Origin of the sequence: Pseudomonas sp. GM102, assembly GCF_000282555.1 — a bacterium.
Taxonomy (GTDB): domain Bacteria; phylum Pseudomonadota; class Gammaproteobacteria; order Pseudomonadales; family Pseudomonadaceae; genus Aquipseudomonas.
The window spans coordinates 48,024-71,872 of the sequence record NZ_AKJB01000045.1 but is presented as its reverse complement, the minus strand read 5'-3'; the positions used below and the strand labels follow the sequence as shown (position 1 = coordinate 71,872).

General features: G+C 55.3%; 18 protein-coding genes and 2 pseudogenes. 9 read left to right on the top strand and 11 right to left on the bottom strand.

The window, feature by feature from the left end:
- Window positions 1-75: 75 nt before the first annotated feature.
- Window positions 76-939 (bottom strand): LysR family transcriptional regulator, encoded by an 864-nt coding sequence (locus PMI18_RS21330; RefSeq protein WP_007897791.1) that lies wholly within the window; start codon window positions 937-939, stop codon window positions 76-78.
- A 16-nt stretch (window positions 940-955) separates the two neighbouring features.
- Window positions 956-3,214 carry a heavy metal translocating P-type ATPase gene (locus PMI18_RS21335; protein ID WP_007897789.1) on the bottom strand — a complete coding sequence of 753 codons (2,259 nt, stop codon included), beginning with the start codon at window positions 3,212-3,214 and terminating at the stop codon, window positions 956-958.
- Window positions 3,215-3,298: 84 nt separating this feature from the next.
- Between PMI18_RS21335 and cadR the strand changes: the two genes are divergently transcribed.
- A complete protein-coding gene (cadR, locus tag PMI18_RS21340; protein ID WP_007897786.1) occupies window positions 3,299-3,748 on the top strand; it encodes a Cd(II)/Pb(II)-responsive transcriptional regulator in 450 nt (149 codons plus the stop codon).
- A 114-nt stretch (window positions 3,749-3,862) separates the two neighbouring features.
- On the opposite strand, the pseudogene PMI18_RS30145 reads toward cadR, so the two are convergent.
- Window positions 3,863-4,180, bottom strand: a pseudogene (locus tag PMI18_RS30145) (thymidylate synthase); the annotation flags it as partial.
- 237 nt (window positions 4,181-4,417) lie between these two features.
- On the opposite strand from PMI18_RS30145, the gene PMI18_RS21350 reads away from it, so the two are divergent.
- On the top strand, window positions 4,418-5,476 hold the full coding sequence (locus PMI18_RS21350; protein ID WP_007897782.1) for a hypothetical protein: 1,059 nt from the start codon (window positions 4,418-4,420) through the stop codon (window positions 5,474-5,476).
- Between the two features lie 253 nt (window positions 5,477-5,729).
- Window positions 5,730-6,794, top strand: coding sequence for a beta family protein (locus PMI18_RS21355; protein WP_007897781.1), 1,065 nt, complete (start codon window positions 5,730-5,732; stop codon window positions 6,792-6,794).
- On the opposite strand, the gene PMI18_RS21360 is transcribed toward PMI18_RS21355, so the two are convergent.
- The 7 genes from PMI18_RS21360 to PMI18_RS21390 form a co-directional block, all read right to left on the bottom strand.
- Window positions 6,791-7,336 (bottom strand): sce7726 family protein, encoded by a 546-nt coding sequence (locus PMI18_RS21360; protein WP_007897780.1) that lies wholly within the window; start codon window positions 7,334-7,336, stop codon window positions 6,791-6,793. The genes PMI18_RS21355 and PMI18_RS21360 overlap by 4 nt on opposite strands.
- Before the next feature lie 234 nt (window positions 7,337-7,570).
- Window positions 7,571-9,607: a PIN-like domain-containing protein gene (locus PMI18_RS21365; RefSeq protein WP_007897779.1), complete on the bottom strand. Its 2,037-nt coding sequence runs from the start codon at window positions 9,605-9,607 to the stop codon at window positions 7,571-7,573.
- A gap of 428 nt (window positions 9,608-10,035) precedes the next feature.
- Window positions 10,036-10,749, bottom strand: coding sequence for a hypothetical protein (locus PMI18_RS21370; RefSeq protein ID WP_007897778.1), 714 nt, complete (start codon window positions 10,747-10,749; stop codon window positions 10,036-10,038).
- Between the two features lie 150 nt (window positions 10,750-10,899).
- Entirely contained in the window at window positions 10,900-12,015 is a 1,116-nt protein-coding gene (locus PMI18_RS21375; RefSeq protein ID WP_007897764.1) for a hypothetical protein, read from the bottom strand.
- A gap of 54 nt (window positions 12,016-12,069) precedes the next feature.
- Window positions 12,070-12,870 (bottom strand): abortive infection family protein, encoded by an 801-nt coding sequence (locus tag PMI18_RS21380; protein ID WP_007897763.1) that lies wholly within the window; start codon window positions 12,868-12,870, stop codon window positions 12,070-12,072.
- Window positions 12,871-13,044: 174 nt separating this feature from the next.
- Complete coding sequence (locus PMI18_RS21385) at window positions 13,045-16,350, bottom strand: UvrD-helicase domain-containing protein (protein WP_007897762.1); 3,306 nt, start codon at window positions 16,348-16,350, stop codon at window positions 13,045-13,047.
- 2 nt (window positions 16,351-16,352) lie between these two features.
- Window positions 16,353-17,318, bottom strand: coding sequence for a hypothetical protein (locus PMI18_RS21390; RefSeq protein ID WP_085985575.1), 966 nt, complete (start codon window positions 17,316-17,318; stop codon window positions 16,353-16,355).
- 75 nt (window positions 17,319-17,393) lie between these two features.
- On the opposite strand from PMI18_RS21390, the gene PMI18_RS21395 reads away from it, so the two are divergent.
- On the top strand, window positions 17,394-18,554 hold the full coding sequence (locus PMI18_RS21395; RefSeq protein WP_238542594.1) for a TauD/TfdA family dioxygenase: 1,161 nt from the start codon (window positions 17,394-17,396) through the stop codon (window positions 18,552-18,554).
- A gap of 100 nt (window positions 18,555-18,654) precedes the next feature.
- Window positions 18,655-19,077, top strand: a complete 423-nt coding sequence (locus PMI18_RS31490; protein WP_007897759.1) for a hypothetical protein — start codon at window positions 18,655-18,657, stop codon at window positions 19,075-19,077.
- A 150-nt stretch (window positions 19,078-19,227) separates the two neighbouring features.
- On the opposite strand, the gene PMI18_RS21405 is transcribed toward PMI18_RS31490, so the two are convergent.
- A complete protein-coding gene (locus tag PMI18_RS21405) occupies window positions 19,228-19,695 on the bottom strand; it encodes a transcriptional regulator (protein WP_007897758.1) in 468 nt (155 codons plus the stop codon).
- 192 nt (window positions 19,696-19,887) lie between these two features.
- Here PMI18_RS21405 and PMI18_RS21410 point away from each other — a divergent pair, with 192 nt between their 5' ends.
- The 4 genes and pseudogenes from PMI18_RS21410 to serS all read left to right on the top strand — a co-directional run bounded on the left by PMI18_RS21410 (window position 19,888) and on the right by serS (window position 23,622).
- A complete protein-coding gene (locus tag PMI18_RS21410; protein WP_007897757.1) occupies window positions 19,888-20,616 on the top strand; it encodes a metallophosphoesterase in 729 nt (242 codons plus the stop codon).
- 23 nt (window positions 20,617-20,639) lie between these two features.
- Window positions 20,640-20,975 (top strand): hypothetical protein, encoded by a 336-nt coding sequence (locus PMI18_RS21415; protein ID WP_007897756.1) that lies wholly within the window; start codon window positions 20,640-20,642, stop codon window positions 20,973-20,975.
- Between the two features lie 392 nt (window positions 20,976-21,367).
- Entirely contained in the window at window positions 21,368-21,832 is a 465-nt protein-coding gene (locus PMI18_RS21420; protein ID WP_007897754.1) for a DUF6957 family protein, read from the top strand.
- Window positions 21,833-22,339: 507 nt separating this feature from the next.
- Window positions 22,340-23,622, top strand: a pseudogene (gene serS, locus PMI18_RS21430) (serine--tRNA ligase).
- The last annotated feature ends 227 nt before the right edge of the window (window positions 23,623-23,849 follow it).

The following is a 23,849-nucleotide window of genomic DNA, read 5'->3' as shown; positions in this document are numbered from 1 at the left end:
GCAGTCCCCTGCTTTTCAGGATAAGCGGGGGCCGCTTCGCAGCCCAGCGGGAGCAAGCTCCCTCGCCACAGGGATCTACGCCGGAGCCATTTCCTGCGCCAACCCCAGAAACGCCGCTGGCAGCCGCGCACCTTTTCGCTCCTTGAGGCAATACAGATACTCGGGAATCTGCGGTGCATTTTCGATGGTCAGCACCCGCAATTGCGGATCGTGAGGCACTTCCTGCCGAGCAATGATGCTGATGCCGATGTTGCGCAGCACCGCCTCTCGGATCGACTCCCGGCTGCCAATCTCCAGCAGCGGCCCGAAACTCACCCCGGCGCCGGCCAGCAACTCTTCGGTCAAGCGCCGAGTGGTCGAGCCCGATTCGCGCATCAACAAGGTGTGCCCCGCCAACGCACTGAGCGGTACATGATCATGCACCGCCAGCGGATGATTGCGGTGCACCGCCAGCACCAGTGGATCGCTGCCGAGCACTCGGCGGATCAGCCGCGCATCGTCCAGCAACTGCGAGGACGCCGCGACATCGACCCGGTAATCCTCCAGCGCTTCGAGCACCTGTTGGGAGTTGCCGATTTCCACCGACACCTCCACCTGCGGCAAGCGCTCGCGAAAGGTCTTCACCAGATCGAGGATGTAATAAGGTGCCGTGGCAGCGATGCGCAACGTGCCCTGGACCTGACCGCTGTTGCGCAGGAAGAACTCGATGTCGGCTTCCTGCTGCAACAGCGCCTTGACCATCGGCAACAACCGCGCGCCTTCGTCGCTGACGCTGAGGCGGCGGCCGCCACGGTAGAACAGCTCAACCGAGTACTGGCTTTCCAGATGCCGGATCTGGGTCGTTACCGTCGGTTGGCTCAGGCCGAGCTTTTTCGCCGCCAGGGTAATGCTGCCCAACCGGGCAACCATGTAAAACGCCTTCAGCTCGGCACTCAGCACACCCTTCCCTCATCGTCTATTTGCGCAACAGGCGCAAACCGTTGAACACCACCAACAGGCTCACGCCCATGTCGGCGAACACCGCCATCCACATGGTGGCGATCCCGGCGAAGGTTACCCCAAGAAAGATCGCTTTGATGACCAATGCCAGGGCAATGTTCTGTTTGAGGATATTCGAAGTCTGCCGCGACAGGCGGATGAAAGCCGGAATCTTGCGCAGATCGTCGTCCATCAGGGCGACATCGGCGGTTTCGATGGCGGTGTCGGTGCCGGCCGCCGCCATGGCGAAACCGATCTCGGCCCGCGCCAGTGCCGGTGCGTCGTTGATGCCGTCGCCGACCATCCCGACCCGATGGCCTTGGGCATACAGCCTTTCAATGGCTTGCAGCTTATCGGTCGGCAACAGATCGCCCTGCGCCTGATCAATGCCCACTTGGGCGGCGATGGCCTGGGCGGTGTGAACGTTGTCGCCGGTCAGCATCAGGGTTTTGATGCCCAACTCATGCAACTGCTGGATCGCTTCGCGACTGGACGCTTTCACGGTGTCTGCCACGGCAAACAGCGCCAGGGGACCCGACTTGTCGAGCAACAGCACCACCGACTTGCCCTGTTTCTCCAGAGCAAACAGTTTCTCTTCCAGCGCTGGCGAACACAGGCCTAACTCTTCCACCAGACGGTGGTTGCCCAAGTGGTAGAGCTCACCGTTGATCTCGCCGCGCACACCACGACCCGCCAGGGCTTCGAAGTTATCCACAGCGGGGGCGCGCCGGTTATCCACAACTGCAGCCGCATTGGCGATGGCCAGCGACACCGGGTGATCCGAACGACCGGCCAGTGCCGCCGCAATGGCCGGGGCAATTGCATCAGCGATTGGATCGAGGGACAAATAGTCGGTCTGCACCGGTTTGCCGTGCGTGAGGGTGCCGGTCTTGTCGAGGGCCAGGTAATCGAGTTTGTGGCCGTGCTCCAGATAGACGCCACCCTTGACCAGAATCCCTTTGCGCGCCGCGGCCGCGAGACCGCTGACGATGGTCACCGGGGTCGAAATCACCAAGGCACACGGGCAGGCGACCACCAGCAACACCAGCGCCCGGTAGATCCAGTCGAACCACAGCGCATCCATGAACAGCGGCGGGATCACCGCCACGGCCAGGGCCAGGATGAACACCGCCGGGGTGTAGATTTTCGAGAAACTGTCGACGAAACGCTGGGTCGGGGCGCGTGCCCCCTGAGCCTGTTCCACGGCGTGAATAATCCGCGCCAGGGTCGAATTGTTCGCCGCCGCGGTTACCGTGTATTCCAGCGAACCGGACTGGTTGATGGTGCCGGCGAATACTTTGTCGCCGATGGCTTTCTCCACCGGCAGGCTTTCACCGGTGATCGGCGCCTGGTCGATGGTCGAGCTGCCGGACAGTACTTCGCCGTCCAGACCGATCCGCTCGCCGGGACGCACCCGCACCCGCGCCCCCAGTTCGATGTTTTTAACCGGTTGTGCGACCCAACTGCCGTCGGCCTGCTGCACCGTGGCTTGTTCGGGGGTCATCTGCATCAACCCGCCGATGGCGTTGCGCGCCCGGTCCAGAGACCTGGCTTCGATCAACTCGGCCACGGTAAACAGGAACATCACCATCGCCGCTTCCGGCCATTGGCCGATCAGAATCGCGCCAGTCACTGCGATGCTCATCAGCGCGTTGATGTTCAGGTTGAGGTTTTTCAGGGCGATCCAGCCCTTTTTGTAAGTGCTGAGGCCACCGCTGAGGATCGAGATCAGCGCAATAACCGCCACCACCCAGTTCGGCGCCGCGTTGGTGAAATGGATAACTTCAGCTGCCAGCGCGCCAACGCCGGACAATGCCAATGGCCACCAAGGCTTTTTCTCAGGCGCCGGGATTGGCGCTTCGACGCCCGGCTCCAGCGGCTCGGCGTGCATGCCGAGCGACTTGATCGCATCGATGATCGGCGCGGTGCCTGGCAGGTCATGGGTCACGCCCAATACCCGATTGATCAGGTTGAATTCCAGTTGCTGCACACCCGAAAGCTTCCCGAGTTTGTTCTGGATCAGCGTCTGCTCGGTCGGGCAGTCCATGGCCTCGATGCGGAAACTGCTCAGCCGCGCACCGGCGGTCGGCGTTTCGCTCAACTTGATCAGCGACGGCGCTGCTGCTTTGGAGGAACAGCAGGAATCCCCGTGGCCGCCATGCTCATGCTTGGACACAGGCTGCAGCTTGTGGCTGTGATCGTGCCCGGGTTTATGGGTGTGAAGAGAATCGCTCATTGGTCGCGTCCATGAAGGTGCCTGTTGCCAAGTAAAGACCCTGTAGCCACTATAGGGTCAAGCACCCTTTTGGAGATTGTCGCGATGAAAATCGGAGAACTGGCGAAACTCACCGACTGCGCCGTGGAAACCATCCGCTACTACGAGCGCGAAAACCTGCTGCCGGAGCCGGCCCGCAGCGACGGCAATTACCGCGTCTACACCCAGGCCCACGCCGAGCGCCTGACCTTCATCCGCAATTGCCGAACCCTGGACATGACCCTCGAGGAAATCCGCAGCCTGCTGGCCCTGCGCGACAGCCCGCAGGATCAATGCGAAAACGTCAACGCGTTGATCGACGAGCACATCCACCATGTGAAGGCTCGAATCGACGGCTTACTGGCCTTGCAGACACAATTGCTCGACCTGCGCCAACGCTGCAGCGAAGGGCCGGATATCGATCAGTGCGGGATTTTGCAGCGGCTGGAGGTCAGCGGCGGGGTTGTAGCGACGGAGGTTGAGCATTCCCATGTTGGCCGCAGCCACGGCCATTGAGCCCACCACAAAACCCAATGTGGGAGCTAGCCTGCTAGCGATAGCGGTTTTTCAGTCACATCATTATTGGATGTGCCGTCGCTATCGCTAGCAGGCTAGCTCCCACAGGGGGTGTCAGACCGCCATCGGCGCGGTCATCGGCGCGTGGTGCTCATAGCCTTCCAGCGAGAAATCGCTCGGCTCGATCAACTCCAGCCATTCCGGCTGATAAACACCGGTCTTGGCAAACTCCGGCACACGGTCGGATATCTTCAGCTTCGGCATGGCGAACGGCTCGCGCTTGAGCTGTTCGTTGAGCATGTCCAAGTGGTTTTCGTAGACGTGGGCGTCGCCGATGAAATAGGTGAACCAGCGCGGTGCGTAACCGGTCAGGCGACCGATCAGGCTCAGCAGCGCGGCGCCTTCGGTGAGGTTGAACGGCGTGCCCAGTCCCTTCGTCCCCCCACTTTACTGCACATTACGATGACCTATAATACCTTCCAAGCAACTTTGTATATGTGCATTATAGCTTTTGCACATTACGAAAACAAGCTATAACTGTAAATAAACACAGTATTTAAACCGCGATGTGATGGCCCTCCCCGGCAGGCTCATTAGCCCAAAGCTGAGACATTTACTGGCCATAGTAGCGAAATGGTAGCCTTGATCTGGCCAATCAAGGAGCAAGCCATGCGACTCGATCAGATGCGTTACCACTCTGCGCCTACGTTAGCTGTACAACCGTTTCGTCAATTCCGTATCGGCTGGGTCTGGCACCTGCGTGCCTTGAAGCTGTTCCCCGATGGCCATCTAGACTGGAAGCGGCACTATTTTGATAACGGCAGCGGGCATGCACGGACGGCGGTGTTCTCGACTTATGCCGAGGCCATGAGCGCTGCTGATGAGTTCAATCAAGGCATACACGACCTGGTGACAAAGGTTCTGGGTGATCCGCAGCTCCAGACCTCCACCATCCTCAAAGTCGAGAAAGCCTTAACTTCTGGGCGCCGAATCCGTGACGAAGAAGAGCTGATGGAGCGTGAGGCAATCAAGCGAAATGCCCACCTGCCTCGTCCGGCCATTCAGGATCTCGAACTACCCTCGGGTATTTCACGCCTGCGCGAGCCGCTATCGAAGCAGCTTCATGTTGCCCCTTACCTTCAACTCGCAGCATTTCCAGATTTCAAAGCCTGTCTACGTCGTACAGCGGAATCGAAATGGGAATACCACGGCGCTCTGGACGCGAAGCTCTCCCAGGCCTGTTTTCGTGAGTTGACGGCGAGAGGTTACGGTTTATCAGGGTTCGATCACTGGGGCCAAACCAAAGCGCAGATTCGCGAACAATTGCTTCCTCGGGCAAACAAGCTGCTGCAGCTGGCCAGCGTCAGACAAATCCTGGCTGACGCTAGGAGCCGCGGACAAAGCGTGCTTGTAATTGGGAGCTTTGTCTTCTGGTATGAAGAGGACGGCGTGCCCCAGTGGGTAGTGAAAAGCTCGGGGGGCGAGTCCAGCGGCGGCGAAGGCACTACCCTTTGGCATGAGGGCACGATTCTGTCAAAGAACCATGGACGGATCGTGGTGCTTCCGTACATCAAAGAAAACGGCGAGCGTGTTCAAGGTCACACCAAGAACTCCGCCCACGACGGGAAGGCACTACCACGGCATCCTGACCAGTACGTCACCCTCCCTTTTGAGATCCTGGACGGTGATCTCATGATCGGACTATTTGGTGAGCTCCACTATGAATAACGCACCGCGTAATCGGACACAGGCGCACCGCGCATCCCAAAAAAACAACGCTATAAGGCTTTTATTGAGTGGCCAAGTGCTATCGTACCAATCTCCACCTGCCGTCTCGCTGGGAGCATGACAAAGGCCCGTGGCTGTGCAACGCGCCCCGATATGTTCTTCATGTCGGAGCTCGCTAACCGTCAGGCCTTTAACTCGTTGTGCGCTTAGCAGTGTGGCTGAGCCGTTTTTCACAGCATGCAAGGAGTGCAAGATGCAATACTTGGCTTGTTTACGAGTTGGTCAGAATGACGTTAAGGCTTTGATAAACTTGGAAGACTTCAGGCGGGACGTCGTAGCTCCGTTGTTGGATATGCGAGGTGACGATGACAGACACCTACAAACATTCCTGACGAATTGGACTGAGCATCCTTTTTTCCTGGACGTTTCAAGAGTAACAAAGGACGTTGCTGAAGCCTTCATTACTACGAATGACCTGCACAATCCTCATGGCGCGTTTGAGAACAAACGTCGATTCTTCTCAGATGTGGCAGGCATCAACCAGAACGTTATACCAGTGGTCTCCTGGGTTGATGATGATCCCCAGCGAGCAGTCATCCAAAGTGCACTCGCTCTTCAAGGCGATTTTCCACATATAGCTATCAGGGTTACCTGTCCGGAAAACCCCACTGCGACATCGTGGAACAGATTACTATCAATCCTGGATGCTCTTGAAAGCCCGGACGCCGCGACGGTAATTTTAGACTTCGGTGCCACAGCTCCGGCCAATACTGCCTCAGGTTCGGATTTCAATGTATCCCTGCGTCAACTCAACAGCTATCAGATACGGAATCTGGTTCTGATGAGCACCTCCTTCCCTATCGATAAGCCGGCCTCAAATACCTCCCGTTCCTCCGCCTGTTACGATGTTGCGTGGCAAGCAAGGGTCGATACCGGTGGCATAGAGTCAGATATTGTCTACGGGGATTATGCGGCCACAAATCCAACCGCCTCAATGGAATACATACGAGGCATGCCTGTGCTTCCTTTTGGCTGCTATTACACGCCAACGGAATGGTGGCAACGACGCAAAGGTTCGGATAAGGAATTTGTGCGATACATTGAAATCGCCCAAGAGATCAGAGGGCTGCCGGGTTATCACGGCGACGACTTTTGCTGGGCTACTCGTGAGTACAACAGAATTGTCGCCACATCTACCGGCTACGGGAACAACGGAACATGGAATGGGTACAGGATCAATCAGCATATCTGCGCCATGATCCAGTCCATCGTAGATACTGACGGTTTCGATGACCTTGATGCCGATGACTTACTCTAACGGTAACGTTGCTTCAAGCTAGCTAATACATGTGATCTGATCACGCTCATGGGGAGGGCGTCGCACAGCTGGCGACGCACTTCTTTTATGAGGTCGCGACTTTTCGTTAGCACCCCATGCTGGCTCGCGAGTGCGTCCAACTCGCTACGCCACAAGAACCCCGTAAGGTGAAATTTATCCTGGAGCTTGTTGGGTTTCGCTTTTCGAATCATCGCCATGCCGGAATAGTCATCGACGACGAGTACGCCAACATGCGGAAGACAAGACTCAAGAGCCTTCACCAAGTGCTTTGAATGGCAGCATAGCCAGACTTCGTCAAAGCACGCCATATAGGCCTGCTGCTGGCCCTCCCAGCGTGCCAAGGTGTCAGCATGAGATTTGATCTCGAAAGCGGTTAGCTTTCCATTGGCATGAACGAGATCGGCGCGTCTGGCCTTATCGATGAAGCACAGCTCCTCAATGAAGACGTCACTCTCTTCGTGGGACATCGCTTTCGCGACCCATTGCTTGAGGATTGGGCGGATTTCGGTCGGATTCAACATGCGCGGATTATAGACAGACAGTATGCGTCCGGCCAACACACCTTCGTGACACCGACGCCTAAGGCGATGGTGTCCACCCTCTTTTGAACTGCCCCCCAAAGGTTGCACAAAACCTTTGGGGGTGTCATGGGTAGAGGCTGGAGCTTGGTAACAGCAGCCAGATGCTCTAATCGCTGCCGATGACTTGCCTAGTTCATACCGAATGCCAACGGCTGAGCCAATACAGCCGAAAGATCAGTCGTTGGCTTGAGCCGCTCTATCCGCGCCATCTGCTCCCAGCACGATGCCAGGTCTAAACCAACGATCCTCGGGGAGGACGAATCGAACGTTGGCATCGACTTCCGGGTTCAGTACCAAGGTGAGCGCCCAGCGAGGAATCGACAGGCTGGTGGAGATGTCCTCCAGAATATCTGTACTGCTATAGGTCATCCTATAGCGGGTCGACCAGCGATCCTCGTCTGGCGGCGCATCCACCAGAATTTGGCGCCCATCGAGGGTAATCGAGCTCAATTGTCTTCGCTTACCGGCGTCGAGAACGTCTTCAGTTTCGACTGGTTCCGACTGAACGGCCACCGTACGCTGTTGGTCGTCACCAGGGGAGAAGAAGAGGTGCGCACCAGCGAGCTCCAGCTTTGATCTGATAAATGCGCGCACATCCGGATAGTCAGCTTTGGCGAGTAGGGATAACGGTTTGGCTAAGTAGCCAGCTTTTGGCGAATCGCGCAGCGCGCCTTTGCTGTCGAAATAAATTTCGAAAACAATACCTGCTAGGACGTATTTCGAGATGGGGTGAGGGAACCATTTAAGGCGAGTATCCAGGTTAGATATGAAATCCATAGCCTTCTGTGCGTTCCCACACGCGGCCTGATAGATATTGCGACCTAAAACAAACCAAGAAGTGGGGGGGAACTCTTCGTGGATGATCGTTCTCAACTTTTCTATAGCGGGATTCTGAACATACCAATTGTGTGATTGGAGAGAGCTGATTATGTCGTTGAGCTCACCAGGGGCATCCGCCTGATAGGTTGAATCTCGGTATCCTTCCAACTGGATGGCGCCTGCTATCTCATCTCCAGGGTCGGGAGCCGCATGGACGGCTGGGTCTACCTGGACAGGCTGCTCTGGGGCAACATTAGGCACAATGTTAGCTGCGTCGATCCCATGATCACCGGCTGCTTGTTCCGCTAGAGGATCAACTTCAGGTACTGCTTCGGGAACCGGAACCGGTGCAGGTTCGGGAGCCGGTACAGGTTCGATTTCCACTTCTGCATTTGGCTGTTCCAGCACGGACGTATTTATTTCAGCCGCTAGCCCTTCGCTTGCTACCAATTCGATCTGGATCGCAGCGGCGAGCTGGGCGACAGTCGTAGGGTCAGTTTTGGATAGGCCCTGCACCAAGGTAGATAGGGTGCAAATTGAGACATGCGGATGGCCGATCGTCTGTTTGAATTCAGAAACCAGACGAGGATCGATAATCTTCAGATTAGGATTATTGTTTGGAATCGGTTTTAGCCCGGTGCGCGTTATATCAAGTCGTTTTGCCGGCACGTATACCCAGTCCGACTTCTCATCATTAGTCAAAAAGAGCACGTGAGAAAAGTCATTTTTTCGCACAAGGCTATATTCAAGAATCTCCAACCAAATGATCAAATCGCCTAAGCGGTTTTCAGGTTTCGCTTCATCCCGAAAGCCAGGAGGCAACCGATGCTCAATCCGTGAAGGCCCTTCTTTGGCCGCTCGGTCGCAGAGTTTGGCAATGGGTGATTCAAGCACAGCCGGCCCCAGATGCTCCTCAATTTCAGCGTGGATTTTGTCCGGGTCAAATTGGTGCTTGAACGCCTGAGTGTATTGCTTGAGGCCGTCTATGGCTTCCCGGAAGCCCGCTAAATATTCGGTTCGGCTGCCGGAATAGGTGGTAGATCTGAGTACTGCGTCATCTACGAACAGTGAGGCAGTATCGAGCATCGCCTCAAGGGCCTTCCTCGGCTGGTCGTCACCCTTACTTTTTGGGGTGTAAGTGTGAAGCAGGTTCTCTCTAACTCTTGCCAGATATTCACCTGCGCACCACGCTGGTAGATAAAGGCGCTGCTCGCTAATCGCCACCACCGCCCAGTCAAAAAACTCTTGCCTCGCAGCGGAGTGGAGCTTGAACAGGTATGACAGGATGTTGGTATCGATGAATATAAGGGTGTCTTTCGCTTTGGCCAGATTGGCAAGATCTGTGAGAAATTCGTCCTTGGTTTTCTTTAGAAGATTGAGCCCGAGCAGCATCGCTTATTCCTTGGCGTATTCATGTCCGCCCGAGCTTAACCCCACTCCCTACTCATATCCATAGAGAATCGTTGCAACACCCAAGAGGTACGGGTTCATAGGAGACACCATCCCCTTTGGTGTCGGGGTCAGGAAGGTGTGTTGGCCGGACGTATACGACAGACAGTTGAGGCTTCTCACGCTAAAAAAGCTTCCGGTCGTCGGCCACTACAGGGCTGGCACCTGCTGCTACCTGCCTTGCACAAGGTTGAGGGGTATGCGGCAGATGTTAGCTTGGGCCAGGGTTTCCTAGCTTTACTAGCTTACCCTTGGCCGACCTCAGTCCGTAATGGCGTGCGCTTCGCAAGGCAGGGGACGATCGCGCAGACGTGGTGAGCGGACGATCACTTGCACCAGCCATCGGCACCGAAGCTGATGGCTTGCCGGGTTTATGGGGCCGGCCTCTCGGGCTGCCAAAAATTGCAGCTGAAGTTATTTAGGCCTCCCCCATAGGGACTAGGCCTCACCGCGAACACATCAGGCACGTCATCACCGTCGCCACCATCGCGGAAGAACTCCCTCATAGAGAAGAGCGCCTGAGCCTTCAAGCGCTCCCATTCTCGGTACAGACAATCTTCGAGATCCCTCGCAACCTGGGCGGCGCTGGGTTTGCGCTTGGGCGGTAGCTGGGTGTAGCTGGGCTGAGGGGAGAAATCGTAAACGAAAGTCAGTTGCCCGTGCTTCCAGTCCGCAGACGGTGACACACGCCAGCGAAACGGCACTTGCACTGAAAGCCGCTTGCTGAGAAGAAAAGGCGGCCTGATCTGATCATCAATGAAGAACAGCTCCCCCTCTTGGCGCTCAGTTTCGAGCCGCCCTTTCATTTGCTGCACCGCGTGAATGAGGTCATTGCCGGCGTACAGCGCATCCTGCCGAGTGCGTTCGCGCTTGGCATGGGCCTTGGCCTTGCTGTACTCAGCGATCGCTTGTTGGAACCCGTGTAGCTTGGTAGCCACGTAAGGCCCACAGTCACTGAGACCAAGGCCATGAATCGGCCCTATGCGCTCTTCATCCAGGCACTTGCGTACTGCCGCCCGAAGCACTGTCTCATCGACGTCGCTGATTGCAGCTTGCTGATCACTGGGCAAGTTAATGTACGTCATAACCACAACTTTCCTTGTGTAATAGGCCTAGCTACCGCCTCATCTCGGGCCAAAGCCACTGGCAACTTTCCGCACATGCCTCACCTCAGAGGGTAGCCGTTTGTGATGCCATCATAACGTGAGGGTATTTAGGCTTATCTGCACGAGACTTCAGAACGGCCAGCGCAGCCAGTCCTCGTTGCGCACACCAAATTTAATATTTGACCACTCATCCGTCATTTCACAAATCTTCTGATAGTGCTCGTGGTTAGCTGGGAGATTAGCTGTCATACGCCAAGAAACAAAGCCCTCATCGCCAGCAGCACAAATTAACTTTTTGGTGTAAGTTTGTATTCCGAGCGCTATACCGTCATAAGTTTCTTTATTACCACCAGCCAATTGATTTTCAAGAGAGGCGGTCTCAATGCTTTGCAGTCTAAAAAGATGAGAGGGGTAATCATCTTCCTGGGTATCATTCCGCATTGGCCGCTGGGAGCTAAGCGCCCAGAACAAGGAAGCCACCATATAAATACATACGCCGAAATGCACTGAGCGGAGTGCTCCTTCGTCATAGCCAATATATTCCGACTTCGGAAGCAAGCTTTCTCTGAGCTCGACAAGCATGAACTGAAATGCGTAAGTATCTGCAATGATCTCACGAGTGTGTGCAGCCAGCCTATCGGCCTCACTCATCGCCTCACCTCCACTCAGTGCCTCGTGCACAAAGATTTCATCAGTGCTTGATGACGAGGAAGGAGGTGCAGATTTTGAATTCCCGGCTCGTCTGTCCCCGTGCAAATTATGGAGATGTCCTATTTCATGCAGCACAAGGAATACAAATATGCCTTCGGCAAGCATTTCGAAAGCTTTCCTGTAGTCGTCCTGATGAAGCCACCAATACCTTTCATCTGACCAATCGAATTCAGCGTTCTTAAACCAGTAGCTGAGATTGTTTATCCAGGGCTCGTAGAATTCATCCTCTGGGGATTTCTGACGCCGCTCTGCTCCCACCATCATAGCGGAGGTGCGAAATATCAGATCAAGCATGCCATTACAAACTAAAACCGCCTGATGACCGTGAATAGCTGCAGCTTGGACTTGTGCGCTATCTAATAGATAGAAGCTCGAATTTCCCTCTACATACTTCTGACACAGCATTCGACCGAGAAAATCGAACTCAGAATAGATTACATCTTCTTGAATCGAAAGGTCGAGAAACGCTTCACCAGTTTTCGAGAAGATCTGCCGCTTGATGTAATTCTCAACCGTATCTTTATAGCTTTGCATAACAATCCTTTGTGCAAGTGATATTTTGGGTTTGAGTATTGGAAAAATCAGATTTTATTTATAAGCCTGGTCATTTAGGAACACCATGGCGGAAGCTGTCACGTTGAGCGCGTACTTTGCCACATGCTCAGGCACCACCTTCGCCTTTTCTCCTGCTCCATGGGCAGAGCCAAGCTTGTTACGGAGAGTGCCCACGATCAGCAGTGGCGACTCCCAGAAGCTATCCATTTGAGTCTGCCCCATGATCGTTCGCAAGAGCTTCGAGGTGGTGTCGCCTTGGGTATACCCGAAGCCCTTCTGACCACAGATCACCTTCATCACGCTTTCGTAACTGGAGTTGCACTTGGTGACACAGTCTCCAAATTTCTGGTGTCTGTAGTCCTCTAGCGCAGCCATGAATTCAGTATTGGCATGGCGGAAGGCGGGCTGCCGAAGCAACTGAAGAGCAGGCTCGATCGCTGTTTCATGAATAACCTGGCTGTCTTTCAGAATCACCTTGGACTCTTCGAGCAACCGAATGGATTGGCCGCGAAAGTCGTCACTCTGCCATGGTTCCCAAATCTGCTTGGTGATGAAATAAGGCAGATCGTCAACATTCAAAAATTCGTTGAGCCTATCCACGACCTTCTCTTGCTGGCCGCCCAAGCAACGGTGTGCGTCTGAATGGACAATGTATTCAACAGCATCGAGAAAATGGGCGTCACTGCACGTACGCAGGAACTCCATGGCGTCCTCCACAATGGAGTCAACCTTGGTCTGAGTCAGCGGAACTCGCCCAACCAAATAGGCCAGTTTCCCGTGAAGAAACTCAAGGGTTTCATACAGGCTTCCACCATTTGCGTCGCGTAGCAACATGAGCGTCCGACGCCTGAATCCCTCTGTAAGTGGTTTTCTAACCACAGACTGGTTTTCCTTCCTTCGAGAAAAAACGTTGAAAATGTTGCCTATCACATCGTCATCCTATTGCCAGGTAAACAGGAGAGCAGCGTATTCAAGCCAGCCACTCAAGACCGGGGCCACGGAGGTCAATCAGGGGATATGGGCACAGATGCTCAGATACGCGCAGCGCCCACAATGCCGTCCTCTGGAAGCAGATCGATCACCTGCGGCAAAACGTTGAGCCATCTTGTATACGGACGTGCTTGCGACCTGCCTGGAAGGCCCATCCATCACGTGCTGGTCAGTGATAATGGAATAGATCTTCGCACTCGGCCTTCGAGACCCATTGATATCCAGCATCATGGGCCGTAGGTGACTGAGGGTGTACTGGATCCCCGTCTGAGCTCGAATCCAGTGCAGCTGCCCTTTATCGGCGATCATCCAAGGGAGCTCAATGCGCACCCCGTTGACTTCGGAAACCATCCCTTCTTCGACGGCGCCGCCGACGCTGTTAACCACTACCAGCCCGCGCTTGGCGGCGGCAATCGCATCATCCATCAAGCCAGGATCTTCTGTCCTATCTGGTAGACCGTGTAACGCCCATGCGGCTTGAAATGCCGTGTTGGGGTCAGTGCCGTCCCTCGCCACGGTCAACAGCATGTCCATAATCGCCCAGCGAGCACGGATCGAGACGTCGATTTCCTGCTCGGCAGTGAGCGCTAGCTCATAGCGATAGTGGTACTGGAGGGGACAGCTCATGTAGGCCTGGAACGCCTCATAGCTCACAGTGGGTACCACGGTGCTGCTAGCCAACGGCAGCGGTATGATGGGTGCGGGCGGTACCTTCACCCCCGAGCGCTTAACCAGACTCGTGGCAGCAGCGCGATTGAGCGGAACTGGACGTGGCCACCCGCTGATCTCATAGAGATACAGGTAATCACGGGCCCGAGACAGGGCGACGTAGAGCAGGTTATTGCGCTCCACCCGTTCTTCGAACATGAACTCTTTTCCGGTGCTATTCAGCACCTCCGGGGGGATGAGATCCAACCCCCGCACATCGTATGCAAAGGGCCGATCGGCGCCGTAGGACGCGTCGTCAACGTCGGTGACGTGAATTGCAGGGTATTCAAGCCCCTTGCTGGAATGCACAGTCATGACGCTCACTGCATCCAGGACTCGCGCTTCAGGCGGTAAACCACGATCCCCTAGCTTTTCTCCGATCCTGCGGCGTAGCTCCTCACGAAGCAGGAACTGGGAAAGCCGTGCCTGGCGGATATCTCCGTCACCATTGCGTACGGCGTAGACGAACAGCCATGTTGCCAAGCGCTGGGTATGAGCCTGTATGGTCTGATCAGCAGGGTTTGGAAGACCGTAGCGCTGATCGAGCAATACTTTGGAGACAAAATCCCAAGGCCGTGAATTCCGCTTGAGCCCTCTCAACAGCAACGCCAAATTTGACTTGGCTTGCTGGCCAGCGGGCGAGAGGCCTGGCGTAGGTAGCCATAGCCACCGGCCTCGCTGCATGCTCAATCCCGCGCCTTTGCGGGTCAGGAATATGAGGTGCTCAATGTCTTGGGGTGGCATCCGAAACGCTGGCTCAGAGATCAGCCCGACCAAAGACCGCGGCTGTCGCATACACAGCAGTTCCATCAGGCACAGCAGCTTCTTTATCTCAGGGCGCTGGCAGACATCGCCGATGTGCAGCACTGGCACATTCAGGTTTTCAAGCGCTTCAACAATTTGTTCAACGTTTGCCGATTTACGGCTGATCACGACTTGATCCCTGTACGGGACACCCCTCTGCACCAGCCCATCAATGCGCTGAGCGATCGTGACGGCTTGGGAAAGCTTGGAGTCGCATTCATACAGGGTAGGTATGACCCCGATTGAGGGACGATACGCCGTGACTGGCTCCAGAGGCATCCGGTCACTCAGTGCATGATGGATGCCTGCGCAGGAAAATAACTCCAGGATCTCAGGGGTGCTTCGCCGGTTCAGGTCGAGAGCGTAACGGCGCACCGTTGCTCCTGGAATGGTGCTCAAAAACGTGGCGTCGAAGTGCATCAAGCTACGGATCGATGCGCCTCGCCAATGGTGGATGGCTTGGCGCACGTCGCCAACGACCCAGAATGATTGAGCATTGAGAGCCAATTGACGAAGGAGGTCGACCATTACCTCGGTGACATCCTGATACTCATCCACGAGCACGTGCGAGAAATGGTCGATGTACTGAGCAACGCTCGTGCGATCCCGCTTGGCCTGGGATGCAGGGAGGGCAATGAGGTCAACGTAGTCGACTAAATGCTCAGCCCGCATTGCTGTTTCGTAGGCTTCAAAAAGTGTGGCGATGTCTTCGCGCTCATTGGCTACATCCGGCTCGCAGGGCGGCAGTGCAGCCAGACGTGCTCGGTAGTCGGCAACGGTGAGGCATTCTTCCTTGAGTCGTTTGATATGGCCCAGAACGCCAGGTAACCAATCGTACGGGTTCTGTAGCCTCAGGTAATACTTGAGCCGCACCTTGGGCAGCGTGCTCACCATCAGGCGAACTTGCATCAGCGGATCTGCGAGCCGAACGTCGGACTCCAGGCCGAAAATCTGATGGTATTTGCGAAGGAATTCGAGCCCGAATGCATGGAAAGTTCCGGCCCACACGTCGGCGGCTCCGGCGATGCCAGATACCTTCAGGCGCTCCACCAATTCATGAGCTGCCTTGTTCGTGAAAGTAAGCACCAAGATTTGACTAGGAGGGATACCGCGCTCTACCAAGTGTTTTATGCGATGGATCAGTGTTGTCGTTTTACCAGTACCCGGCCCGGCAACAACGTTGACGAAGGTTTCGGACGCGGTAGCGGCATCGTGCTGCCCCTGCGTCATAAGCGGCAGAGGCGGAGGTGGAGCGGGAGGCAATATTGGGAGCAAAATGCCGTCGAACAGCTGAAGACGAACGATCTCCAGCGGTACCTCCAGAGTGACCGCGATGGCCTTAGCACCATTACCATTATGGAACAGGTGGCTTGCGACGCCACGTGGCAGCAGCAGCTCACGGGCAAATACGTTGGCTTGAAGCTCCAAGCGCTCACGAGCACCGTATGCTTCCACCGCCACTGTAGCCTGACTCCCGTAGGAATCCGTCATGCTAGTCAGATGAGCAACAGTCTGTGCAGGGCGATCGCCGTCGAGGTACCAATGGCCCAACTCATGGGCGATGAGATAGGCGGTTTCTCCTGGAGAAACGTCGTTGCGGATGTAGATGGTTTGAATTTCTCGCTTGAGCACCCCGCTGCCGCCACCCAGCTCTGGGTGCCCGAAAGGCAACCGCTCGATTGCGATTTCGAGCGTGTCCTCAACATGAGCCAGTAGCTCAGAGGATCTGACCCCACCTAGAGAGTCGGCCAATCCGACCAGGGCTTCTCGGGTTTCGAATGCTTGCCGACGTGCCCGGTCGAATGGATTCACACTTAGCCCTCTAGATTCAGGAGACGCTGTTGCTCCTCAGCTGGTAGCTGAAGCTCTTTGACTGCAACACTCCAAGCCTTGCGTTCCGCTTGCACGGTTGGTTTTCCATCAGTCGCTTTAAAAGCTGGAACGCATTGGGTGGCGAACCGACGCTCTAAGGCTACCGACAAAACGTCCAGAGGCATCTTCAAAGCGGCGGCCAGCTTCGCCAGGACTCGCGCAGGTGCCAGTACCGAACCACCAAGGATCATGTTGGTCAGGCCGCGTTGCTCACCTAGATCGATCTGAGGAGCGAGAGCACGAGCTTTGACCCCACTGGTCTGCTCGATCGCCCTGATAGCCTCTACGACAGCCTCATCACTGGTATTCGAACTAGTCATCGCCTCACGCACAGCGGCAGCGTGAGGGCAATGGATCAACGCGTCGGCGAGAAGGAAGTTGGTAAAGGAAGACAACGAGCGCTCATACTCGCCTGCGCGTAAACGCGTTCTCATCACCAGCCGTCTGTCAGCCCGGATAATCCAACTTTCCGAATCCGCGCCTTCGTAATCATTGGCAGTGCGCTCGTAATCAGTCAGCAGCTCCGACGGGTCTACTATCCTTGATTCCTTGTCGAATCGAGTCAACCCATCCTGCAACAGATCACGCGCAGCGATCGATAGCGATACCCCACGGCGTTTTGCTACGCCCCTTACCAACTGGTGAAGCGAGACCTTGGTAGTTAAACCAATTTGCAAGCGGGCAGCTTGGGTTCGTTCATTGGTGTTTTTGGTAATAGCGGTAGGTTGCATGGTCGTCTCCAAAGTCTGCTTATCAGCAGGCGCTGTGCGTGAGACAGGTGCCATCGCTGACCGTTCGTCAGCGGGAACTTGAGGAATCAGTTCGACGAGTACGGACATCAAGCCAAGCAGCAGATGCGGCTCGTCCTTGCCAGTGACCACCACAGGCCGGCCATTAGCCAGAGTCATCTCACACTCAATGCCCTGGGAGGTCTCCCGCAAGTGCATGAATGGCTTAAGGCAGGCTAGGAAACTAGCGCACCCTTGGAGATAATCGGCAGGCTGAAGCTTGGGCATTTTCATAGACGGATTTGGTCGCTGGTGGGATCGTGCGTGATAATCACGCTGACGTACATCACTTTTATATCACTCGCGCGTGTAGGGACACAATTGATCCAGGCAATCTTTTCAGAAGCAGTGCGTGTCGCAGTCAGCGAATGGCGAGCGAACGTGACCTATGAGCAAGTGCTTGAGTACCTGGCGCGCCCAGGCGATCTGGGGCGTGAGCTGCAGCCTGCGATCGAACGCGAGCTCAAAAGCCGGGGGAGCAGTTGTGCAGAGGTGCAAGCCTTTGCGTGGGCACAGCCTTGCCTGACGCTGGAGGCTATTTTCCAGCCAGGCGACCTACCCGACACCCCTATTGATTTTTGCCCGGTGCCCGAAGCAGAAGGAACAGTCCTTGCCCGAGTTACTGCGATCGCATGCCTTGCGGCTATCAATTCCGCCACAGTTTCCTACGGCTCCGAGAACGGAGGCGACCTGTTCGTGAACTTGGTGGTGTTCCCGCCTGGCCGAGGTAAATTCACAGTCAAATCGGCGGACAAGATGAGCGGGCACACGGATGGCGTGACCTTCCCGTTGCGGGGGTACCGCGACCCTCTGAATGACCGCATTGCACCGTCTCCAGACTTCGTGTGCTTGTCGGCACTGCGTAACCCGAAGCAAGTTCCGACTACGGTGATGCCCCTCGACCACCTCATGGCGCGATTGAGCCAAGAGCATATCGAAGAGCTCCAGAAGCCCCAGTACATCATTGGTTCGCAACTGACCTTCCGTGATGGAATGGTAGACATCCTGGGCGACGAACTTGATGTCGATGATGCGCAGCTTCTATTCCAAATGAATGGGAGCTGGTGGATCCGGTTCAGCCACAGCACTACGCAGATTGCTGACATTGGCCACAAATCCGCGCAGGAGGCAATGGACGCCTTGAAGCACGCATGTGCTGACTGTGCGATCGCTGTAGCTCTGCAACCAGGTGATATCGCCCTCGTAAACAATCGGATCGCGCTTCACGGTCGCAGTGAGCCTGGAAGTGATCACGGCCAGCAAACACGCTGGCTGCTACGTACCTACGGGCTAGATATCACGGATATCGATCCTAGCCAGTGGCATGAAGGCAACGCTTTCATGCTGTATCCCTAGGTATTGGAAAGAAGGCATCTCTGCAGGGTTGTCCGGTTTCGCGGGGGGATTTACCTCTCTAGCACCTCAGGTCATGATGGTTCAAAGGCCGAGGTGAAGTATGGAAGAGCCTGGGGTAGACGAGATCGATCGCGATGAGCGCCAGTCGTCGAGTGAGCTCATCCAAGGAGCAGCTCGACATGATTTACCGCTGTGTCCAAATCGCTTGATCACTGTAATTGAAGCTGTCCGGGGCGCAGGCTTTGCCCTGGAGTTGCTGCGCGAGCGTCTGCATCTTCGTCCGTCTGCTGGGCTCGCCTACTCTGCATATGCGGAATGCTATTTCCTACAGCTAGACGACGTCGATCGCTTTGAGAACAAAAAAGCTGGAATGCTCGATGCGGTGTCGACGATGCCTTTTCGCTCAAGCGAAATTTTTAGGCAAGAGATTTCGACTTGGACACCATCGGATATCTCTAGGGTTGTAGAGGCGGAGGAAGTGAAGGCGCTGATTGAGCTCGGGCTTGTTTCTCCAGCAGCTTGAGTGTCCGTTAAGCGTGAGCTCCGGCGGTGATCATCGAGTGCCGATGTCGATCTTGGCAGACCTCCAGCGCGCCCCGTATTCGATCATGCTTACATCTTTGCGTTTATCTAACGCCGTAAAGATAGTTCGGTAGCGCCTCAAATCATTCAATCATTTTTGCCAGTAGCGATGCACTGTTGATTTCGATAATCCAAGAATCCGGCAGGTTTCTGCTTGGCTTAACCCTTCAGATTTTAATTTTTTGACCGCGTCAGCATTTTCGTTATTGGTCGGTTTCCCAGAGCGGCGCTTGACCAGTTCGCTTCCGGCATATTCGCTCTCCAGCTGCTTGATACCTCCCAAGTGTTTGAAGTCACTCAGTTGGGCATGGGCGCGTTCGAGTGCTTGATCGGGAGTATTGCCATCTCGCAAGGCAACGCATATCGCCAATAGAGCCACGGGATCAAAGTCTAAAGCGGCGGCAAGACTCATCAGCTTGCCAAGGCTGGGGTTGGCACTGCCCTGCTCCAACGCACTGATATGGCGTTGCACGCTGACGTCGGCCAGATCCTCATACCCGAGTCCACGTTGCCTGCGAATCACTCTGATCGCTGCGGCAAGCTGTTTAGTGAGCGACATGTTCGTCCCAAAAGACAAGGATGGGGCCACATCGCAGCCGTTCCGATAAATGCAATTTAGTGCTAGTATCGGAACTTCTGGCTTTTTAACCCTGCGCATCTGCTCCGTCAGGAAGGCAGGTCGCACTCACCACGCGTGAAGCTGTGCCTAGGGTCTAATCAATATAGGTTTAAATCGAGATCGAGCGAGCCCATGAGGATTCGAGTTTACTCAGACCTGCACAACGAGTTCGCCCCATTTGAACCGCCCTCGACTGACGCCGACCTGGTCATTTTGGCGGGCGACATCGACACCCAGGTGAGAGGCGTTAGCTGGGCAAACGAGGTGTTCAGCCAGCCCGTCATTTATTGCGCCGGCAACCACGAGTTTTACAAAGGCCACATCGACCACACGCTACGCAAAATGCGAGAGGCCGCTTCACCGCATATTCACGTCCTGGAAAACCAGGTTTTTGTTTGCAACCAAACGCGCTTCCTGGCCACAACGGGGTGGACGGATTTCTCATCCACCGGAGATGTTGTGGCAGCGACGAAGACGTGTGGCCAATGGATGAATGACTTCCAGGTGATCAGAGCGGAGGAGAGCTTTCGCCGACTACGCCCTAATGACGTGATTGAGCGAAACCGGGTTGCGTATGACTTCCTGAGCGATGAACTCGCTAAGCCGTTTGAAGGTTCAACGGTCGTTGTTACGCACCATTGTCCGATCCCGGAAGTTGAGGGAGACAAGCATGAAGGTGATCTCAGCGCGGCTTACACAAATCGATGGCACTCGCTTCTGCCACAGGTGGACGTTTGGATCTTTGGGCATACGCATCGCGCTGTTGATGTCGAGCTGGATGGGTGCCGGTTTATTTCAAATCCAAGAGGTTATCCACGGGAAGACACAGGATTCATTCCGGATTTCACGATTGAAATCTGACCCATTTAAGGAAGGTAGCCAGGATGTACTGGATAAAGACTTATGGTGCCGGACTTTCGGATCTCCACTTTCACAGATATCCAAGAGTCATTGAGAGAGCACGTGAAGCCATTACTGATCCGGATGTTGCCGGGTACTTGCTCTGCGCCTTGGAGCGACCTCCAAAAATCACAGGTCTGTTGTTTTTCGACCCGGCAAAAAAGTACCCGGAAGGTCTGCCCATCCATGCTCTGCCGGTCATCAACCGGTGTCGGCGTGCAGGCTACGACCTTTTCACGATAATCGATGGCGGGATTTTCGTCGTTGCTCATTGGCTGCATGAAAATGGCGCTTTAGACCGTTTTGACCGAGTTCACTGATGTCGCCTTCGGTGGCGTTTGCAGGCAAAAAAGGTAGGGGAATGGGGCTTCCACAATGTGTGCGGGACGCAAAGAAAATCGATTTCGGTGTGCCGATTAGTGGGTATCTATGTTGCGCCGAGTTTCAACCTCCCTGCGTGATTGGAGTGTTTTTTTCAGAAACGCGAGGGCGGTTTGCGGATGGTAAAACGATCCGTAGTTCCAAGCTCGAAAGAGTGTTCCAGGTTAAGGGGTATCAGCTCTGTGAGACGTTCAGCGGGAGCCGATACTTGATTTGTCACTGGTGGTATGAAAATGGTGCCTTGCCCGCGTTCAACATAATTCATTGACGAAGCTTAGGTTTCCAATCTTCAGGCGAAGCTAAAACAATACTCACGACGCAAGGCCAGCAGATGTCTGGAAGCCTTTCGTGCAGCATTAAAATTTTCAAAGAACTAGGCAGCAGTGTGCAAACCGAATTGATTGAAGATGTGTTGTATGGCCCGGCAAGGATGATAGGGGGATCGCGATTAGAGGATGACGAGCTGATCAGACTGGCACGCGAGGAGTTCGATGGCCAACCATTTTGCATCGTTCGAAACTGGATGCTCCTAGACATCTTGCTCCCTGAAACTGAAGAGAGGGACGTCAGAAAACGAGGCCTGCAACCTTCAGTTCTGCTTGTCCACGAAGCAGTATTCGACAGCGAAGGGCGAATTGCAGCACGCGACAGGTTCATCACTGGATTTCAAAAAGACCTCCACGGATGTTTTTTTGAAAGCGAAGACGCCCTTTACATCTTGTCCGGCAGAGGCTTTCGCAAGCATGTGAGCTTGCCGGCTTTTCAAGCGCTAAATGCATACAGTAAGGCACGCTGATCGTAACTGCCTTCCTCGTTCGCGAACACTCTCCAGAGTCTTCCCCATTACTCACTTCGGATATTGTGAATGTTTGATCCACGCAACGAGCTCCCCTTGTGTGCCAGCCACTACATACCAGCGGTTGAGGCTGTTTGGGGACGGGGGCCGCTCTACAACTTCTGAAGGAGTTTTTATGCCTGAGCGCTCGCGCCGAAATGGTTTATGCGCCAGGTATCAACGCCTACTTTCTTCGCTTGGACGACGTCGATCGGTGGAGCAACAAACGCGTCGGAATGCTCGATGCCACGGCCACCATGCCTTTTAAATCTATGGAGGTGTTCCGGGCGGAAATTGCGACTTGGACGCCACAGCATTACGCACACATCCATGACACCACGGGGATGGATGCCTTGATTAAATTAGGATTGCCTCTGGGCAACTGATCTCGGTTTCAGATCAAGTTCGAATCATCGATCAACCCAGCCCTATGCGAAGCGACATATTCCAACACTGCGAGATATTCCTATGCTCGATCCCAAGCTGTTACTACGCGGTCATACTCAGGAAGTGGCGGATCGCTTGGCCTCCCGTGATTTCATCCTAGATGTTGCGCGCATCGAAGCGCTGGAGGAACAGCGCAAGACCTTCCAGACCCGCACCGAAGCACTGCAGGCTGAGCGTAACGCGATTTCCAAGAGTATTGGTCAGGCCAAGCAACGCGGCGAAGACATCGCACCGCTGATGGCCAGTGTCGAGAACACGGGCAGCCAGCTGAACGAGAACAAGGCTGTGTTGGACAAGATCCAAGCCGAGCTGGAGGCGATCCTACTGAGTATTCCCAACCTGCCGCACGAGTCCGTGCCGTTCGGCAAAGACGAAGACGATAACGTCGAAGTACGCCGCTGGGGTGCTCCACGAATCTTTGATTTTGAGATCAAGGGCCAAGTCGCACTTGGCGAGAAGTTCGGTTGGGTGGACTTCGAAACCGCCGCCAAGCTATCCGGTGCGCGCTTCACTCTGCTGCGCGGCCCGATTGCCCGTTTGCACCGCGCCCTGGCGCAGTTCATGATCAACCTACACACCAGCGAGCACGGCTACGAAGAGACCTACACCCCGTACCTGGTGCGGGCATCGGCGCTGCAAGGTACCGGTCAACTGCCGAAGTTCGAGGAAGACCTGTTCAAGATCGGGCGCGACGGCGAAGCCGATCTGTACCTGATCCCTACCTCCGAAGTCCCATTGACCAACCTGGCGGCGGGGCAGATTCTCGATGCAGAACAACTGCCCCTCAAGTTTGTTGCCCATACCCCGTGTTTCCGCAGCGAAGCCGGCGCGTCGGGTCGCGACACCCGTGGCATGCTCCGCCTGCACCAGTTCGACAAGGTCGAGATGGTACAGATCGTCGAGCCGTCGACGTCGATGGAAGCGCTGGAAAGCCTAACTGCCAACGCAGAGAGAGTCCTGCAGCTGCTGGGCCTGCCTTACCGCATCCTGGCGCTGTGCACCGGCGACCTGGGCTTCAGCGCGTTCAAGAGTTATGACCTGGAAGTATGGATTCCGAGCCAGGACAATACCGCAAAATCTCCTCGTGCTCCAACTGTGGCGACTTCCAGGCCCGCCGCATGCAAACGCGTTGGCGCAACCCGGAAACCGGCAAGCCGGAACTGGTGCACACCTTGAACGGTTCCGGGTTGGCAGTCGGTCGTACGCTGGTGGCGGTACTGGAGAACTATCAGCAGGCTGACGGTTCGATCCGCGTGCCGGCTGTTCTTAAGCAGTTCATGGGCGGCGTCGACATCATACGTTGAAGACCTTAAATCTAGCTTTGGCAGATACAGTGGATCACGGCTTCGTGGACTACTGCCTACCGGTCAGCTTGTTTGAGCAAGTGGCTGAGGTGCTGTCGTTGGGCGGAGCAGTGTTAGGCAAGTACCTCTAGATGCCTACTTGCACGCTATCGAGGACGGCAGGTGCAGGGCACTTGTCTGTGAGCGAAAGCGGGAGGCTAGCGGCTCTGATCCGCGTTATACGATTG

Bases quoted from the DNA above. Each gene is read 5' to 3' on its own strand.
- PMI18_RS21335 (WP_007897789.1), bottom strand. From the start codon at position 3,214: ATGAGCGATTCTCTTCACACCCATAAACCCGGGCACGATCACAGCCAC.
- cadR (WP_007897786.1), top strand. From the start codon at position 3,299: ATGAAAATCGGAGAACTGGCGAAACTCACCGACTGCGCCGTGGAAACC.
- PMI18_RS21350 (WP_007897782.1), top strand. From the start codon at position 4,418: ATGCGACTCGATCAGATGCGTTACCACTCTGCGCCTACGTTAGCTGTA.
- PMI18_RS21355 (WP_007897781.1), top strand. From the start codon at position 5,730: ATGCAATACTTGGCTTGTTTACGAGTTGGTCAGAATGACGTTAAGGCT.
- PMI18_RS21360 (WP_007897780.1), bottom strand. From the start codon at position 7,336: ATGTTGAATCCGACCGAAATCCGCCCAATCCTCAAGCAATGGGTCGCG.
- PMI18_RS21365 (WP_007897779.1), bottom strand. From the start codon at position 9,607: ATGCTGCTCGGGCTCAATCTTCTAAAGAAAACCAAGGACGAATTTCTC.
- PMI18_RS21370 (WP_007897778.1), bottom strand. From the start codon at position 10,749: ATGACGTACATTAACTTGCCCAGTGATCAGCAAGCTGCAATCAGCGAC.
- PMI18_RS21375 (WP_007897764.1), bottom strand. From the start codon at position 12,015: ATGCAAAGCTATAAAGATACGGTTGAGAATTACATCAAGCGGCAGATC.
- PMI18_RS21380 (WP_007897763.1), bottom strand. From the start codon at position 12,870: ATGTTGCTACGCGACGCAAATGGTGGAAGCCTGTATGAAACCCTTGAG.
- PMI18_RS21390 (WP_085985575.1), bottom strand. From the start codon at position 17,318: ATGACTCTGGCTAATGGCCGGCCTGTGGTGGTCACTGGCAAGGACGAG.
- PMI18_RS31490 (WP_007897759.1), top strand. From the start codon at position 18,655: ATGGAAGAGCCTGGGGTAGACGAGATCGATCGCGATGAGCGCCAGTCG.
- PMI18_RS21405 (WP_007897758.1), bottom strand. From the start codon at position 19,695: ATGTCGCTCACTAAACAGCTTGCCGCAGCGATCAGAGTGATTCGCAGG.
- PMI18_RS21410 (WP_007897757.1), top strand. From the start codon at position 19,888: ATGAGGATTCGAGTTTACTCAGACCTGCACAACGAGTTCGCCCCATTT.
- PMI18_RS21415 (WP_007897756.1), top strand. From the start codon at position 20,640: ATGTACTGGATAAAGACTTATGGTGCCGGACTTTCGGATCTCCACTTT.
- PMI18_RS21420 (WP_007897754.1), top strand. From the start codon at position 21,368: ATGTCTGGAAGCCTTTCGTGCAGCATTAAAATTTTCAAAGAACTAGGC.